Origin of the sequence: Peribacillus sp. NJ11, assembly GCF_030348405.1 — a bacterium.
Taxonomy (GTDB): domain Bacteria; phylum Bacillota; class Bacilli; order Bacillales; family DSM-1321; genus Peribacillus.
Map to the genome: position 1 here is coordinate 193,709 of NZ_JAUCFO010000001.1, position 17,633 is coordinate 211,341.

Consider the following 17,633-nt stretch of genomic DNA (forward strand, 5'->3'; position numbering starts at 1 on the left):
AACCATCTATTTTGCAAAATTTACATACAATGAATCTTTTTTAAAATATCTGTATGTTCTTGACAAAAAAACATCCTTCTTTTATCGAGGATTTGTAGAGAGAAACTATTAAAAGAAATGCAGTTCCTCCTGGTGGAAATTATTTTGAGGGAGAAGAATATGATTATGCACAGGTTAAATTCCCCATCAAGATTCAATAAAATATCGATAGAAACATAGTCTTTTTATGACCCTATAGTTGATGCGGTAAGTCATAACATTGGAATAAGCCTAATTAAAGCGGTGAATAGATAAAAAACAAAGGAAAGAAAAAGACTGTGGAGAGCTTCCCGACAGCCTGACCAACATCCGGAGTGGTGTGTCAATTTCTATTCTATTTTAGAAACAAGAAAATAAAATACAACCCTTACTCATCGATAGTCATAATGGGGCACTTTTTGTGAATTCTCTGCATAATCAGGATTTGTCTTCTTCAGATGAGATATATGTGCCAATTCGAATTTCCCATGCTTACAATCAAGTGAAAGAAGCTCGACTTTTAAATCATTTCTATAGATGTAAATAATTTTATATTCACTTGATTTATAATTCACTTTATCACCGATCTTCATAGGCACGCTCATTTCTATCATAGATTTAAACAGGCTTCCAAAAATGAAACCTTTTTTCCGAAGGAAAAGATAATATCAGGGACTATTTATCCAGAATCTTCATTATTGAAAACGATGGTATGAAGCTCTATGGCTTTTATATTTTCAACTAGTCTTTTTCTTGTTTTTTCAATCTCTCTGCAATTCAAACCATTTCGTTTATGTTTATTGGATAAACAAACTAACTTGTCGATATCTTGATAAATCTGTTTAAAGGTAATTCTCATATTTTGTTTGGCCTCCTTTTCATTGTAAGGAAGTTTAAATACTGTTAAAGCGGGCTTAGTTTATCTCAATGTAAAATGTATGTCACGGTCCTCTAATGATTTGACTCGTATGACACGACGAAAAATTCATCGAGCTATTTTGGACGGTTCAATTACTTCCTTTACGATTTTCACAACCCGCTCTTGATCTTCTAATGTCATGCTGGAACCGGATGGTAAACATAGACCTTGTTCAAATAACATAGTTGAAATGCTTTTATCGCCGCTTTCTGTAAAAAATGCTGCATCTTTAAAGATGGGCTGTAAATGTAATGGTTTCCAGACAGGCCTTGATTCAATATTTCTTGCTTCTAACGCATTAATCACATCACTGTAACGTACTCCAGTGATTTTGTCGTCTATTGTTAAGGCCGTCAGCCAGCGATTCCCCATCGTATCTTTTAGCTCTGGCATAAAGGTGATGCCAGCTATGTTTGCCAACGACTTTTTATACCGATCAAAGATTTTTCTCCGTGCTTTTACACGCTCATCCAATACATCCAATTGGGCACGACCAATTCCAGCTAGAATGTTACTTAAACGATAGTTATATCCAATTGCGCTATGCTGATAGTGAATGGCTGGGTCACGTGCTTGAGTAGATAGATAGAGAGCTTTATGCAAAAATTCTTCGTTATTTGAAACAAGCATACCCCCACCAGAAGTTGTAATGATTTTATTTCCATTCAACGAATAAATCCCTATATCACCAAACGCTCCTGTTTGCTTCCCCTTATACGTACTACCAAGGGATTCTGCGGCATCCTCAATCAAAGCAACTTTATATTTCCTGCAAATGTTCTTGATTTCATCCACCTTTGCACTCTGACCAAATAGATGCACTAAAATGACAGCCTTTGGAGTTTCCCGTTTTTTCCTAGCGTCTTCAAAAGCCATTTCCAATGCTTTAGGAGACATATTCCAAGTATCTGATTCAGAATCGATAAAGACAGGCTTCGCCCCTTGATATACGATAGGATTTGCACTGGCTATAAAAGTTAATGAAGAACAGAATACGGTATCACCACTGGTGACTCCCAATACTTGCAATGCCAAATGAATGGCTGCTGTCCCTGAACTTACTGCCAATGCCCCTTTAGTGCCTGCATATTTGGCAAATCCTTCTTCCAAAGCATTTACGTTCGGTCCTAGAGGCGCAATCCAATTTGTCTCGAACGCTTGGCTAACGTACATTTGTTCATTCCCACTCATATGAGGAGGCGAAAGATACAATCTTTTATACTCCATCCCACACACTCCTTATTTTATTATCCTTGCTGGGGACCCCACAGCGATAGATGCATGAGGAATGTCTTTAATAACGGTCGATCCGGCCCCAATCGTACACCATACACCTATCGTGATGTTTGGTATGACGGTGGATCCAGCTCCTATCATGGTTCCAGTTCCGATCCTGACAGCTCCAGTCAGGGTTGCACTAGGAGCTATATGGATAAAGTCATTAAGCTGAGTATCATGCTCAATGACAGAAGACGTATTAACGATGACGTGATTCCCCACTCTCGCGCCCGCGTTCAAGACGACATTCGGCATAATGACTGTTCCTTTTCCTATCGATACATTTTTACCCACTACAGCAGTGGGGTGAATGACTGTCTCATAATCCATTACATCCAAATTCAGCTCGTTTACGATTTTTAACCTTAAATCATTCCTGCCTATCGCAATAATTCCCTTACATTCAAAATGGATACACAAGCTTTTAAAGCATAAGATGGGGCCAAGATATATATTTCCCTTTTTTTTCAGCACTTCGTATTGGTCATCCAAAATAGCCATGAGCCGATACTCACCCGTTGCTTCAATCATATCTTGCACAACTTTTGAGTGCCCGCCTGCACCGATTATTACGATTTTCTTCAATTTAAATCACTTCTCACTTATCTAGTTTAGTGTTTCTTTAAGAAAAGTATCTATAGGAGTTAGAGGTTTACTGGTGTTCCCTCAAAGTTCAATACATTTGAATTATTTTGGTATATGGTCAATCAACTTCATTCATCCTATTATCCAACAAATTTTCGGGTTGTCACATGCCCTTCTTGGGTAATGGCTTCTTGTTTACATACCTTAATCAAGGTAAGATATATGATTTTCATATCCAATAAAAAGGATTTATTTTCTACGTACCAGACATCAAGCTCGAACTTTTTCTCCCACGAGATTGCATTGCGGCCATTCACTTGTGCCCAACCCGTCATTCCTGGACGGACATCATGCCTCCTTGCTTGTTCGGGAGTATATAATGGGAGATATTCCATTAATAATGGCCGAGGCCCTACAAAACTCACATCGCCTTTGATAACATTAATCAACTGAGGCAATTCATCTAAACTTAATTTTCTAAGTAATTTCCCAAAATCGGTTAATCTCTTCTCATCAGGAACCAAATCCCCTTTTTCATCTTTTTCATCTGTCATCGTTCTAAACTTATACAGATAAAATGATTTCCCATTAAGGCCTGGGCGCTCCTGCTTAAAAATGACAGGTGAACCTAATTTCAAACGGATGAGGATGACGATAAGCAGCATAAGAATTGAACTGGATATGAGCACCAGACAAGATATCAATAATTCAAAAGCCCGTTTCATTTTTTCCTCCTAAATCACCATTGTGGATCCTTAAAAGTAAACGAAGGAAATCCTCAGATAGTTTTACAGTATTTAATTGCTATTCTTATCGTATTTCCAATCGTTTTTTTCTATTATTCTTCATTTCTCTTCACTTCTATTGCATTCATTGGAATACAAGGTTGCTAGAATGTAAACACTCGCTTTACCTTCTCTAGGTTCGGGATATGAGTCATTGTCACGGAACGGGAATTTTGTTATTCGTCCTATAATTTGCTAAATTCAACACTCTTTCTTTTAACGTTTCTTCGCTCAAGACATCGTATGTTGTGATAATATCCTTTATTGCATTCCAATTTACCTCTCTTGGTTTCCCAATATGAATTTTTGGATAGATCTGATTTAAATAAACCTCATCTTCCCCAAGTAGTTCTTCGTATAATTTTTCACCTGGCCGAATTCCAGTATAGGTTATCCCAATGTCTTCAACGTTGTAACCTGACAGTTGGATGAGCTTTCTAGCAAAATCCACAATTTTTACAGGTTCACCCATATCAAGTACAAATACCTCTCCGCCTTTGGCCAGAACTCCTGCCTGAATGACTAATCTTGAAGCTTCCGGAATGGTCATGAAATAGCGAATCATGTCCGGATGAGTAATTGTCAAAGGTCCCCCTTTTTTTATTTGTTTTTTGAAGAGCGGGATGACGCTACCATTACTGCCAAGTACATTTCCAAATCGGACCGTTACAAATTTTGTATGACTCGACAAACTCTTATGCTGGATCATCATCTCTGCTAAACATTTAGAGGCACCCATTATACTTGTCGGATTTACGGCTTTATCCGAGGACACCATGACAAAAATATTCACCATGCCAGCCTCCGATGCCTCCGCAACATTCATCGTGCCTATGATGTTATTTTTCACCGCTTCTTTAGGGTTGGACTCCATAAGTGGGACATGTTTATGGGCGGCTGCATGATAGACGATGTTAGGACGATGTTGATCGATGACCTGAAACATCCTCCTGCGGTCCTGAATATCTGCAATTTCGGTCACAATCTCAATTGTACTTGCATAGGCCTCCAGCAACTCCAACTCAATCGCGTAAATGCTGTTTTCACCATGTCCAAGCAATATAATTTTAGCTGGACTATATTTCATGACTTGACGGCAGATTTCTGAGCCAATTGAACCGCCCGCACCTGTTACTAAAATAGTACTCTCAACAATCTTTTCCGAAATACCTTTATCATCAAGTTGAACGGGTGAGCGCCCCAATAAGTCCTCCATCTGGATATCTTGCAATTCATTAATAGGAACCTTTCCTTGAACAATCGCTTCAAGGCTAGGGACAATTTGAGTCTTTACACAAGTTTTGGTGCATTCTGTAAAAATTGAATCTAGTTCCTCCCTTTTCAAAGAAGGAATCGCAATGACGATATGCTCGATCTTATATTCCTCAACCACTTGAGAAATATGTTTTGTTACTGCTACTACTGGTATGTTGAAGATTTCTAAACTTAGCTTCGTTTTATCATCATCAACGAATGCAACAGGGACTAATTCTATATTGCTGGATTTTAACAACTGACTAGTCATCATCATCCCAGCAGATCCGGCTCCAACGATCAACGTTCTTTTTTTATTCGGCGATTGCTTAATGTATCTATCAAAATAGACTCTCCATGCCAAACGTGAGCACCCAATCATGGCCATATAAAGGATACATGTAATGAAAAGTTCTCTTATATATAGAAAGGTGGTAAAGTACAGCTGAAAGAAGGTAGTAATGGTAATAGCAAATGCAGTCACTTTGAATATATTGAACATTTCCCTGATACTGGCGTATTCCCAAGCCTTTTTATACTGTTTCAAATAAGCAGTAAAGAAATAATGACACACAAGCAAAATAAGCGTACTATTCAGTGCAAAAGCCGGTATTTCATCATATGGATGTAATAACCAATAACTTGAAAATACAGCTATCACAACAATCATGGCGTCCAGTATGACTAATGTGAAAAGCCGGTTATAATATGTCAAATCTACTTCTCCTCATATAAATATTTTTAATCAAACAAGAGTTCCTTGACTTTCATCCCGTACAAAACATTCTCGGCATTTTCATTAAAGGCATTCACTACTTCTTGTCCAAAATTCTTTTCAATCATCTTTTGTGCTTCCCTGATTTGAAAACCTCTGTTTCCAACATTATGAGCATCTGAAGCAATAAAATGAGTAAGACCCGAGTGAACTAAAAATTTGGAAAATCTTTTTGTTCTCCATCCGAATTTACCTGTGATGCTCCCTGCTGTTATTTGTGTATACGCCCCCTTCCAAATTAGTTCTTTTAGAAGTTGCGGATTTTTTATTATTTCCAAATTCCGCTCTGGATGAGCAATGATCGGTGTCATTCTTTTCATTTGAAGATCATAGATTAATCGTTCCGTATATCTTGGCACATGGTTTGAAGGAAGTTCGAGAAGGATGTACTGCGAACCATTCAAGCCCATGATTTTATTATTATCATAATCATCCATAAGTTCATCGGATATCCTGATTTCCTGCCCAGGCCATACTTTTAGCGGGATTTCCAGATCATCAAGTACTCGGTTTATTTTTCTAGTTTCCTCCAACACTTTTTCTTTATCATTTTCATATATCCCCCTATTATAATGAGGGGTTGCAATGATATTGGTGATTCCTTGTTCTACGGCTTTTCTCGCCATTTCTATACTTTCCTGGATATTTCCAGCCCCATCATCGATATCGGGTAAAATGTGACTATGAATATCAATCATTGGTATCCCCTCTTTGGCCTAACTACGAATGCTAAATCAAATTCCAAACTGCTTATTTTATTTACCATAGTAGTAGTATTCGTCAGGATGTTTTTGTTTTTTCTTATTTAGGATTGCGCCTAAAAGCTTTGCATTGGCATTTTCAAGTAATTCCTTCGCTTTTTTTGCTTGCTGTATTTCAGTACTTCCGCTGCTAACCACTAAAACGACTCCATCTGTCATATTCGCTAGTATTTGAGCATCTGTAACAGCATTAACAGGCGGCGTATCCAGAATAACCAAATCATAATTCATCTTTACTTCATCCAACAATGTCACCATTCCGTTTGACCCAAGCAACTCCGATGGGTTAGGAGGAATGGGTCCACTTGTCAACACATCTAAATTTGGGTATATGGAAGGTTGTACAGCATCATGTAATTTGTTTTGCTTTGATATGACATTCGTTAACCCCAGGTAGTTCTCCATGTTAAAGTTAGTATGAACACTGGGCTTTCTCAAATCCGCATCTATGATGAGGATACGTTTCCCTTGCTGTGCAAAAACTGCTGCGACATTAATTGAAGTGGTTGATTTTCCTTCACCTGCGTTTGCTGAGGTGAAAATCATGGATCTTATGTCTTTTTCCACAGCGGAAAATTGAAGATTCGTTCGGATCGTCCTATACTGCTCTACAACCGGAGATTTCGATTTCAACATAGAAATACTGCTCCTTTTCTTAATCTCCGTCTTTTTATGCCGTTCATTGCGTGTCAAGCTTTTCACCTCTTGAGGTTGTGATTATCAATCTATTTTTTTCGTTTTTTTTTATTTTCCATTAAATTAACGATGCCTAGCATCGGCATCTTTAAATGATCTTCAATATCAGATTCAACCTTGATTGTATTGTCTAAAAATTCGATCAAGAATGTAAGAACTAAACTTATAACCAACCCTGCAAAACATGCGAAGATCATATTCGTGATCGGATTCGGTTTTATGGGTGAGGAATTATCTCCTATAGTTGCATTGGATAAGACATTGACATTATCCACATTCATTAGCGCTTTTATTTCATCTTGGAAGATGTCCGTAATTGTACTGGCGACATTTACAGCAAGTTTAGGGTCCGTGCTTTCAACTTTAATGGTAAATATTTGTGAATTACCCTTACTTACGATTTCGATTTGTTCCGATAACGCTGAATTTGAAATGTCAAGATTCAGTCGATTTTTTACTTTTTCCAACATCATTGGACTTTTGATGATCTCTCCGTAAGTCTCAATCAATTGAATATTGGTTTGAATCTCACCTATATTGTAAAGTTCTGTACTTTCCTTGGATTGATTGACCAAGATTTGTGTAGAAGCTTGGTAAACAGGTGAAAGAATAAAAAAGCTAACGATACCCGTTATTGCCGTAATAAGGGTTGTGATGATAAAAATGAGTGCCATGCGCTTTTTTACCATTTGAAAAATATCGTTTATATTGAGTGTCCCACTCATTCAATCAACTCCAATCCATCCTTAAACCTTTTTCGTTTGTTCACATATTTTTTTGATGCCTATAATTTTGCAACCTTATCGGACAGCAGACCATTTTCCTCCATCACATTTTTGGAATCGAATATTAACGACGCATTATCATGGACACTTTTCCAGTCAAAACAATTGTGTGGTGTTCCAATGACAACAATATCGGCTCTTTGAATAATGGCAGCATCGTATTTTGCCACCGGTTGAATTTGATCATTGATCCGGATTTCCTTTGCATAGGGTTCGATGACAGTTAGATTCTGGACTTTATTTTGTAACCTTTCAAGTAAGCGAACGACCGGGCTTTCCCTTAAATCACCAATATCACTTTTATATGAAGCACCTAAAACCACAACATGTGAGTGTTTCATAAGCTTGTCTTTGGCTGCAAGCAGCTCAAGTATGCGGTTATATGAATAGTGAACCATCCCGTCATTAATATCCCCTGCCAATTCAATCATTTTTGTTCGATGACCATGTTCTTTTGCTTTATAGAGCAAGTAGTAGGGATCGACCGGTATACAGTGTCCCCCTACACCAATACCTGGGGTGAATTTCATAAACCCGTATGGTTTCGAGGAAGCTGCATTGATCGTGTCCCATATATCAATTTCCAATTCTTTGCACAGAACTGTCAATTCATTGACCAAAGCCATGTTAATCCACCGGAATGTGTTTTCAAAGATTTTGCTTAATTCTGCAACGCGGATCCCTTTAACACGATGGGCGTTCTTTCCGATAAACATGCATGCCAATTCTGTACAGTTTTCCGTTATCCCCCCGACAACCTTTGGGGTGTTGCTTAAGTTGAATTTCTTATTTCCTGGATCAATTCTTTCAGGCGAATAAGCTACAAAAAGGTTATCCCCAATCACATATCCTCTATCTGTTAATGGTGTACAGATATATTCTTCTGTCGTTCCTGGATATGTTGTACTTTCTAAAATAACCATTGTTCCTTCCTTCACATGTTCAGCTACAACTTGTCCTACACCTTTCACATACGAGATATCAGGTTCTTTCAAATTATTGACAGGGGTCGGGACACAAATCAAAAGAACATCCATCTCTCCAACCTGCTTCATATCCGTTGTCGCAGTAAATCGCTTTTGGTGTATCAATTCGTTAAGCTCGTCATTATCTACATCATTGATATAATTAATTCCGCTATTTAAACTTTCCACTTTTGACTCGGAGACATCGAATCCAGTCACCTTATATCCTTCAGCTGCATAATGACAAGCTGTTGGAAGACCAACATACCCCAATCCAATCACTCCGACTTTAGCCGTCTTGTTCTTTAATTCTCTCTGCAGATTAGATTTGTGCGAGTATTGAGCATTATATATTTGTTGTTTTCTTTCATGAGTTATCGCAGTTATCATGATTCAACTCCTCCATTTCATTTATAACTTAACGATTTATTAAAACTAACACGCCATAATGTCCATTCACGAACCAAACCATTACACCGAATAAACTGGCAAACTTCTAATATTAAAGATATAAGTCAGCAAAACCGACCAGATACAACCAATTTATTTTATGGTCGATACACATACTAGAAATTCTTGAACATTCGTTTTGTAAGTTTCGTTTCCCATTATATTTTTCGTTAGCATTAATAAATTATCATATTTACTTTTAATCCTAGTTCCAGATTTCGAATGAATCGTTCTGTTTTTGATTCATCTACCCTTTATAACCTGAATAACCATGTTTTTGGCATGATATATAAACTCATACCAACAGCAGGGTTATGCGAAAAGATTAAGAGTAGCCTGCCTTTGCCAACACGCATTTTAGCCGAGTACACTTCTACATTTAGAATAGGCATGCCCTTCCAAAAAAATGAAAATATATTAACAAGCAAGCAGATAGGAAACAATCAAAAACTTTCACTACTCCATTCTCTTGATCGTTTAAGGAAATACAAAAATTCCCCGATTAATTGGCCTTTATCACGGTGCCATTACTCGGGGGAATTCAAATATTTTAGCCAGGCTTATAATAACACTTCCTACTTTTCAGGAGCATCAGCTGTCATGTCAGTCACTTGGTTAATGATCCATTCCTGCTTATCTTTAGTGTCAGTATTTTCATACTGCACCTTAAACGGTCCCTTACCTTCTATCACATAGTACCCATTTCCTTTAACACTTTTGCCAGGTGACAGTTGTGTCCCCAAATTATCGCCCGGATAGATACTTAGTTTTTTATTTTCTTTATTCCATACCGACATTTCAAAAACGTCTACAAATCGTTCTTCTGCCGTTTTATTAGTTGCCTTCAGCTGTATCTGTAAAACTTCTTTTCCTTTTTGATCTGGATGTTCAAGCTTCAAAGCCTTTTCAATCCGAATGTTGACGCCAGATACGGCTTTCTCTTGTCCTGTTTCGTCCTTAGTGGAAGAGTTCGTTTGCTTTTGCATTACTTTCGGTTCATCCTTAGATTCCTTTTCTCCTGACATGCAGCCTGTCAAAAATATACTTAGTGTTAATATACAGATCCCAAAACTTCTGAATCTTCTCTTTAATAGCATAATGTCACCCCTTGAAAAATATCAAAATCCTTTTATAACAGAGAGATTCTTCTATATTTTATCCATATATTTCTCACTCTCTTCTTTACAAATAGGATCCTTTTTAGTTTGAAACGAAAACACATCATACACGAGGGGCTTTTCAAACATGTAAGAAAGACCCTCTTCCATATGGAGGCTTATTGACATGGATTATTTGACTATCGTTTTTGCTACCTCTCCTCCTACTACTAGTGCCCCATAGTCAACCTCAATGATATCTCCTGTATGCAGCCTCCGGCTATTTCCGATTTCATCGACGATAAACCGGCTGTAAAATTGGTAACTTCCATCTGGATTAATAAATCCGGCCCCAGTCTGAGTATGGGACACTGTTCTCTGCGCTATTCCATTCACTATCAAACGAATATTTTGAGTTCCTTCAGGTGCCTTACCCGTAACATAATCGGCATTAGGAGCAACTGGATTCACCTGCAGTTTCTCAACTTCCTTGACTACCGTAGTATTAGCTTGTAGGTTTTGGGGAGTCCGTATACCGTAGTCAACCGTTACGATATCACCTACTTGTAGGGTTTTATTATTTCCATTCTCGTCCACTCCTACGTACTTACTGTATATACTGAAAGTTCCATCTTCATTGACAGGCGCGGTACGTAGAGGTTCGCCATTTACAAGTAAGCGTACGATTGTTGCCCCTTCAGGTGCAGTTCCTGTTATAACCTCTGCATTTGGGTACACAGTATTGAGCTTAACAGGTTCACTCGGCATAAACTGTACTACCTTAACAGATGAACTTCCGCTGACATTTCCTGCCGCGTCGGTAAGGGTAACAGTGATAACCGCATTGACTGGTTGATTTGGAATCGCAATCTTGAATTTCCCATCTGGACCCACAACCCCGGTATATGTTTTCCCATTAATGGTGACGGTCACTTTAGTATCCGGCTCACCAGTTCCTGTTAGCTCTTTGCTTGCTGTATTAACAGAGTTCATTTTAGGTGCTGCAGGAGGCGTTATATCTTTATTCAATAATTCTTCTGCTTTGGTTACTAAATCTTGAAGTCGATCTTTTTCCGGGCCAGCTGGTAATTTGTCAACCGCTTTTTGTGCTTCGTCAATCGCTGCTTGATCCGTTGTGTCTTTCAATGTGTCGAATTTATCATCCGTGAACAAACCTTCCACTTTATTCTTCGCATCGTTCAAGTCTTTTTCTGCTTGTCCTTTCTTATTCAATAGATCTTGGGCTTTGTTCAGTAAATCTTCCAGGCGCTCTTTTTCAGGACCGGCTGGTAATTTGCTGACCGCATCTTTTGCTTCATCAATCGCTCCTTGATCTGTACTTCCTTTCAATGTGTCTAACTTGTCATCCGTGAATAGGTCTTCCACTTTGTTCTTCGCATCGGATAGGTCATTTTCTGCTTGTTCTTTCTTATTCAATAGATCTTGGGCTTTGTTCAGTAAATCTTCCAGGCGCTCTTTTTCAGGGCCGGCTGGTAATTTGCTGACCGCATCTTTTGCTTCATCAATCGCCCCTTGATCAGTCGTTCCTTTCAATGTATCGAACTTATCGTCCGTGAAAAGATCTTCCACTTTGTTCTTCGCATTGGCTAGGTCCTTTTCTGCTTGTTCTTTTTTGTTCAATAAATCTTTCGCATTGTTCAGTAAATCTTGCAGACGGCCTTTTTCTGCACCTTCAGGAAGCTTATTTACCGCTTCTTGGGCTTTGTCAATCGCCCCTTGATCAGTCGTTCCTTTCAATGTATCGAACTTATCGTCCGTGAAAAGATCTTCCACTTTGTTCTTCGCATTTGCTAGGTCTTTTTCTGCTTGTTCTTTTTTGTTCAATAAATCTTTTGCATTGTTCAGTAAATCTTGCAAACGGTCTTTTTCTGCACCTTCCGGAAGCTTATTTACCGCTTCTTGGGCTTTGTCAATCGCCCCTTGATCAGTTGTTCCTTTTAATGTGTCGAACTTATCGTCCGTGAACAGATCTTCTACTTTATTCTTCGCATCTGCTAGGTCCTTTTCTGCTTGCCCGCCATCATTTTTTCCTAATTCAATTTTTTTTGTTTTAGTAAATTCAATAATGAAATTCTCTGGATTACTACTACTAATTGATTGAGCTACGTTATAACGATACATAGCTTTCCAAGTAAGATTGCCACCGGATTTGCCCACATAGCTATTTGTAGGATCGCCTGTCGCACTTGTCCAAAACTTCGCCATACTAGTATCCATACTCATCGTTAGGGAGGTACTTAAATTATTTATCGCTTGTTTCTTAATTGAGGACAATACAACATTGTTTGGGTTATTAAAATCAATTGTGGATGGTTTATTTTCCACTTCCAAAGCGTGACCGTCTTCTGTAGTTACATGGAGTTTCGCTTGATTATTGATCTGTGCTGGCCCATAAAGGGAGATCATTGGGTATGAATCCGTACCCGATCTATTCATCTGTACATCTGCACCGGCATCCACGTTAAATGACTTCAACATTCCAGAGCCGGTAACCCCTTTTTTCCCATCAAATTCTACCTTTGCATTAGTTCCAATGGAAAAATCTCCATCACCGCCTGTTGCATAAAATATTCCATATCCGCTATTACGTGTATTAATTTTCACATTCGCATTTTGTGCGATCTTAAATTGAGGTTCTTTTGCAATCGACCAAATAAGAGCATGGCCACTATTATGGCTAATTTGAGTTTCACCATCAATTTCTACACTTCCGGTTTCTGCCATCTCGTGGGTTATTGATGAGCCTGGTACTGCATTATCCTGAATATAAATGTCGTTTATTCCTTTGAGAATTGCGTTCCCGTAACGGTTCCAGATTAATTGAGGTCCATTGTAATTTACATTTTCGAATATTTGCTCTACATTTTTTGTTACATCATGTATTGTAATGAAACCATAATAGTTCTTTCCAGAAATGTACAGGTTCTTAACATGGACACTGCTTAATATATTTCCGTTGGCATAGATACCACCTGATGCTCCTGTCGCTCCTGTCTCCGTAACTGTATGGTGATTTCCATCAATCACGATTTTTGATTTTGCCGGGTGAATTTTAATCGCTCCGCTTATGTCTATATCTCTACCTAGATGAATCGTCGTTATTCCGTTATCTGCCTCTAAAGCAACCTTTAACTCCTGAAAGTTGTTGACGACTGTTTCGTTTGCTGTCATTTTTGTAACGGCTTTACTCGGTGTTTGTGTTTCAGTTGTTTGTGTACGCGCTTCTTGAGTTTTCACCTCGGATGTTTGTGCATTCGAAATATCCTTATTCTTTGGTGTGGATAGTTCTTCCGCAAATCCTGCACTTGGCATTAATAGAGAACTTGCTAATAGAAATGATGTTGTCATAACGTTAATAGGTCTTAACATTTTACTTTTCTTCACTTGAAATGTTCCTCCTAGGAATATTAATTTTTGTCACAAGATTTATATTACTTTTTTTTGAGAAGCACTTCGTTCCAATAATGACCCATTAAAAATCATTTTAGGAACCATATTAGGGCATTAAACGTCAATTTTAATGTGATTATTTTCATTTAAGGTGATGGTGTGATCCTGCATTTTATAAAAGAATATCTTCTTATCAAATCCAGCGTTTAAATAACATAAAATCCAAAGCTACTTTTATGGGATACAATTCTTATGGTTACATAACTAAAAATGTGATAAGAGAAACCATTGGTTCCCTCTTATCACATTTTCCCTTGAAAGGATTTATCCTATTTGGTTATTATTTTCATTCCCTGAAGAGTTTCTTCTATTTATCTTGTATCTCATTTTCATAACGTTCCGTCTGCATACATGAACATATATATCATCCAGCGCACTTGGTACACGCCCATAGGCCTTTCCCCCGTATTCCTCTTACATACCACTTTTACTTTTATTCACCCCTTTTTTGTATGGGCACTTTTAAGAAAGAATAGTGACGTAATTAAAATGAGGGTGATTTTCAGCGTATTTATTTCTTGTTCATTTAATAAAAGATACATCAAAAATAGGACTAAAACGGCTTGAATAAAATAGATCCTGTATTTCAATAGGGTGGACCAAGTTTGTGATACCCATAGTAAAAAAAAGTTAAATTGCTTCGACATCATCTTTCTCCTTTATCATGATGTTGATATTATCTAGATTTATATTCTGGCATCATTATATACAAATAGGTGAGTGGCGGTATTTCATAAAGTAAAAATATTCGTTCAGAAAAGAGATGCAGTTCATTTTTCATTTATGGAACCTTGCTGTGTTGATTATAGATTTTGAAAATGTGGGTGCAGATTGGAGCTTCTGATTTTTCTTTTCTCACAGAAGCACTAAGTTTTGAATGAATTGGCATGGCATGGGGATATAAAAAGGAAGAGAGGGAATCGCAAATAAGGTCTAATAGCTTCTGGGGAACGGACCACCTAATATTCAATCTGCATGTATTAAAAGGATCAAAAAAAATATTATAAATTCAGGAGAAATTAAAAACAGCCTGCCCCTTGCAACAAAGGGAACAGGCAGCCTGAGTGTTTATCCAGGCACAATATTATGGATACGCTCAGAGAATTGGGCCTTCTTTTTACAATGGGGGTTTGGGGAAGTGGCCCTCACTGCTATTTCATTTTATAATATTTACAAAATCATATCGTTTCAAAAATGAAATGAGATAAATCATTTTTTATATTATTCCTCCCGTAAGAAATCATCATGGCAGGTGAAGAAGGATTGGAACGAAGTGGCATGAACGAAATTTTCACCAGACCCCGCCATCCACCTCCACTAAAGGGAAAGCGCAGCACCCCTCACGAACAAAAAAATCAGCAATCCAAAATGGAATGGATTGCTAATTCCTATCAATCACCTGACACTCTTACTGCTTGAAACCTTGTGTTTTCCCACACATTTTCTCAATAAGTCGATTCAAGATTAATAGAGCGATCGGGTTATGCTCGATATGACTGACAAGTTTCCAGGTAACCGTTATGATCGACCCTTCGCCCATGTCTTGTTTGATAACGGAGCCGCCATTTTGCCCGAGCCATCCTTGGAAGTAACCAGAAATGATATCTACACTCTCCGAAAGCAAGGGATTGCCAAACATGTTCACGGTCTGCACCTTTTTGTAATCCTTGAAAGGAATCACATAATCCGGAATTAATCGTTCGAATTCCCATCCGATTTCAGGTTGGATCGGTAACCCTCCTAACCAAGCAGTGTCCACATAATTCATTGAAGAAGCACGGGCCCAGCTTTCCCCAATATCCAGCTGACGAAAGGAATAATGGGCTTTATTCTTTACACCATCCCCCTCTTCCGCGAAGAAGATGACTTGACTGCCCTTCTTGGACTGAGCAAGGATCTCCTTATCAAGACTATTAGTAAGAATCAGATTCGCTTGAGTTATTTCTTCCACCAAAAGGACCGCAGACCTTTTACCACTCTGCTACACTTCCGTCTTTGTGTCTCCAAACCGGATTTCTCCAGTTATGACCAATCTCAGCCATTTTTCTTACGTGATCTTCGTTAATCTCAATACCCAGACCGACTCCGTCCGGAATTTTTACAAACCCATCCTCATATTTGAATACTTGGTTATCCACGATGTAATCTAGCAAATCACTACCTTGGTTATAATGAATACCTAGACTTTGTTCCTGGATAAATGCGTTATGACAAGTAGCATCGACTTGCAAGCAGGCAGCTAATGCTATCGGTCCCAATGGACAGTGAGGAGCAGCTGCCACATCGAAAGCCTCCGCCATGGATATGATTTTCTTACATTCGGTAATTCCACCAGCATGTGATAAGTCGGGTTGGATGATATCGGCATATCCGTCAGTCAATAACTTTTTGAAATCCCACTTGGAGAACATTCTTTCACCTGTCGCAATCGGGATCGCGGTATGATTGGCGATTTCACGCAATGATTCATTATTTTCCGGTAATACAGGCTCTTCAATGAACATCGGTCTGAAAACTTCCAATTCTTTTGCAAGAATTTTTGCCATTGGCTTATGCACTCTTCCATGAAAATCAATACCAATTCCTACATATGGTCCCACTGCCTCACGTACAGCTGAAACCCGAGCTAACACTTGATCAATTTTTTCATAGGAATCCACATATTGCAGTTCCTCGGTACCATTCATTTTCACTGCTGTAAATCCTTTAGAAACAACTTCCCTGGCAGCTTCGCCGACATCTGTCGGACGATCCCCGCCGATCCATGAATAAACTTTAATCGATTCCCTTGCTTTTCCTCCAAGAAGTTGATGGACCGGTGCATTATGATATTTCCCTTTAATATCCCAAAGTGCTTGATCAATTCCTGAGATTGCGCTCATTAAGATAGGACCGCCACGATAGAAGCCTGCTCTGTACATCACATTCCAATGATCTTCAATATTACGCGGGTCTTTTCCAATAAGGTTTTCCATTAATTCATCAACAGCGGATTTTACCGTTGCGGCTCTACCTTCAATTACCGGTTCTCCCCAACCAACGATTCCTTCATCTGTTTCGATTTTTAAAAATAACCAGCGTGGTGGTACTTGGAATAATTCATAGCTTGTGATTTTCATAGTGAATCTCTCCTTAAAAGTTTTATAGTTTTTTTAAGAACGAATGGCTGAGACAAATGCTTCTGCTTTACGGGTTAAGTCCTCTAAGTATTTCTCGTTGACTTCATGCTTTGTGTCGGCCAGCGCGCTTCCAATTCCGAAGCCGACCGCTCCAACTTTTTGGAATTCAGCGATATTTTCTAACGTAACGCCTCCTGTTGGCAACAGTGGGATATGTGATAAAGGACCAAGAATATCTTTTATATAACCCGGGCCGATGCTTGCTGGGAATACTTTGATGATATCGCCACCGTTTTCATAAGCCGTTAAGATCTCTGTTGGTGTAAAGGCACCGGGAATACTCACTGCCCCATATCGTTTGGTCATTTTGATCGTTTCCAAATTAACCGTTGGGGATAAGATAAACTTCGCACCAGCAAGGATCGCTGCCCGTGCCGTTTCCTGGTCCAGTACTGTACCGGCACCAACCACCATTTCTTCGCCAAACGCTTCCGAAACGAGTTCGATCGAATGTAAGGCGTTGGGAGAATTCAGCGTGATTTCTATTAATTTAACGCCACCGTTTCTTAAAGCTCCTGCAATTTTCACCGTATCCCCAGGCTTTGAGCCACGGACAATGGAAATAACCTTGTGTTCAAAAATAGTCGAAAGCGCATTCATCTTTTAACCCTCCTT

15 protein-coding genes are annotated in these 17,633 nt (G+C 38.7%); all 15 read right to left on the reverse strand.

Annotation, left to right across the window (positions count from 1 at the left end; translation table 11 throughout):
• Positions 1 to 410 precede the first annotated feature (410 nt).
• Positions 411 to 611, reverse strand: coding sequence for a hypothetical protein (locus QUF86_RS00950; RefSeq protein ID WP_289333343.1), 201 nt, complete (start codon positions 609 to 611; stop codon positions 411 to 413).
• A gap of 86 nt (positions 612 to 697) precedes the next feature.
• Positions 698 to 877: a hypothetical protein gene (locus tag QUF86_RS00955; RefSeq protein ID WP_289317761.1), complete on the reverse strand. Its 180-nt coding sequence runs from the start codon at positions 875 to 877 to the stop codon at positions 698 to 700.
• A 126-nt stretch (positions 878 to 1,003) separates the two neighbouring features.
• A complete protein-coding gene (locus QUF86_RS00960; protein WP_289317762.1) occupies positions 1,004 to 2,164 on the reverse strand; it encodes a DegT/DnrJ/EryC1/StrS family aminotransferase in 1,161 nt (386 codons plus the stop codon).
• Between the two features lie 12 nt (positions 2,165 to 2,176).
• Entirely contained in the window at positions 2,177 to 2,800 is a 624-nt protein-coding gene (locus QUF86_RS00965; protein ID WP_289333345.1) for an acetyltransferase, read from the reverse strand.
• A 140-nt stretch (positions 2,801 to 2,940) separates the two neighbouring features.
• Complete coding sequence (locus tag QUF86_RS00970) at positions 2,941 to 3,525, reverse strand: sugar transferase (RefSeq protein WP_289333346.1); 585 nt, start codon at positions 3,523 to 3,525, stop codon at positions 2,941 to 2,943.
• 217 nt (positions 3,526 to 3,742) lie between these two features.
• Positions 3,743 to 5,554 (reverse strand): polysaccharide biosynthesis protein, encoded by a 1,812-nt coding sequence (locus tag QUF86_RS00975; RefSeq protein WP_289333347.1) that lies wholly within the window; start codon positions 5,552 to 5,554, stop codon positions 3,743 to 3,745.
• 26 nt (positions 5,555 to 5,580) lie between these two features.
• On the reverse strand, positions 5,581 to 6,312 hold the full coding sequence (locus QUF86_RS00980) for a tyrosine-protein phosphatase (protein ID WP_289333348.1): 732 nt from the start codon (positions 6,310 to 6,312) through the stop codon (positions 5,581 to 5,583).
• A gap of 57 nt (positions 6,313 to 6,369) precedes the next feature.
• Entirely contained in the window at positions 6,370 to 7,011 is a 642-nt protein-coding gene (locus QUF86_RS00985) for a CpsD/CapB family tyrosine-protein kinase (protein WP_289323874.1), read from the reverse strand.
• A gap of 89 nt (positions 7,012 to 7,100) precedes the next feature.
• The gene (locus QUF86_RS00990) at positions 7,101 to 7,796 is read right to left on the reverse strand and encodes a YveK family protein (RefSeq protein ID WP_289333349.1); all 696 of its coding nucleotides are present in this window, start codon (positions 7,794 to 7,796) and stop codon (positions 7,101 to 7,103) included.
• Positions 7,797 to 7,855: 59 nt separating this feature from the next.
• A complete protein-coding gene (locus tag QUF86_RS00995) occupies positions 7,856 to 9,211 on the reverse strand; it encodes a nucleotide sugar dehydrogenase (protein WP_289333350.1) in 1,356 nt (451 codons plus the stop codon).
• A 635-nt stretch (positions 9,212 to 9,846) separates the two neighbouring features.
• A complete protein-coding gene (locus tag QUF86_RS01000) occupies positions 9,847 to 10,368 on the reverse strand; it encodes a DUF4352 domain-containing protein (protein ID WP_289333352.1) in 522 nt (173 codons plus the stop codon).
• A gap of 192 nt (positions 10,369 to 10,560) precedes the next feature.
• Entirely contained in the window at positions 10,561 to 13,773 is a 3,213-nt protein-coding gene (locus QUF86_RS01005; protein ID WP_289333353.1) for a toxin Cry1Ac domain D-VI-related protein, read from the reverse strand.
• A 1,474-nt stretch (positions 13,774 to 15,247) separates the two neighbouring features.
• Positions 15,248 to 15,790 carry a hypothetical protein gene (locus QUF86_RS01010; protein WP_289333354.1) on the reverse strand — a complete coding sequence of 181 codons (543 nt, stop codon included), beginning with the start codon at positions 15,788 to 15,790 and terminating at the stop codon, positions 15,248 to 15,250.
• A 19-nt stretch (positions 15,791 to 15,809) separates the two neighbouring features.
• Positions 15,810 to 16,958 (reverse strand): galactonate dehydratase, encoded by a 1,149-nt coding sequence (dgoD, locus tag QUF86_RS01015; RefSeq protein ID WP_289317773.1) that lies wholly within the window; start codon positions 16,956 to 16,958, stop codon positions 15,810 to 15,812.
• Between the two features lie 33 nt (positions 16,959 to 16,991).
• Positions 16,992 to 17,618 (reverse strand): bifunctional 4-hydroxy-2-oxoglutarate aldolase/2-dehydro-3-deoxy-phosphogluconate aldolase, encoded by a 627-nt coding sequence (locus QUF86_RS01020; RefSeq protein WP_289333355.1) that lies wholly within the window; start codon positions 17,616 to 17,618, stop codon positions 16,992 to 16,994.
• Positions 17,619 to 17,633: the final 15 nt, after the last annotated feature.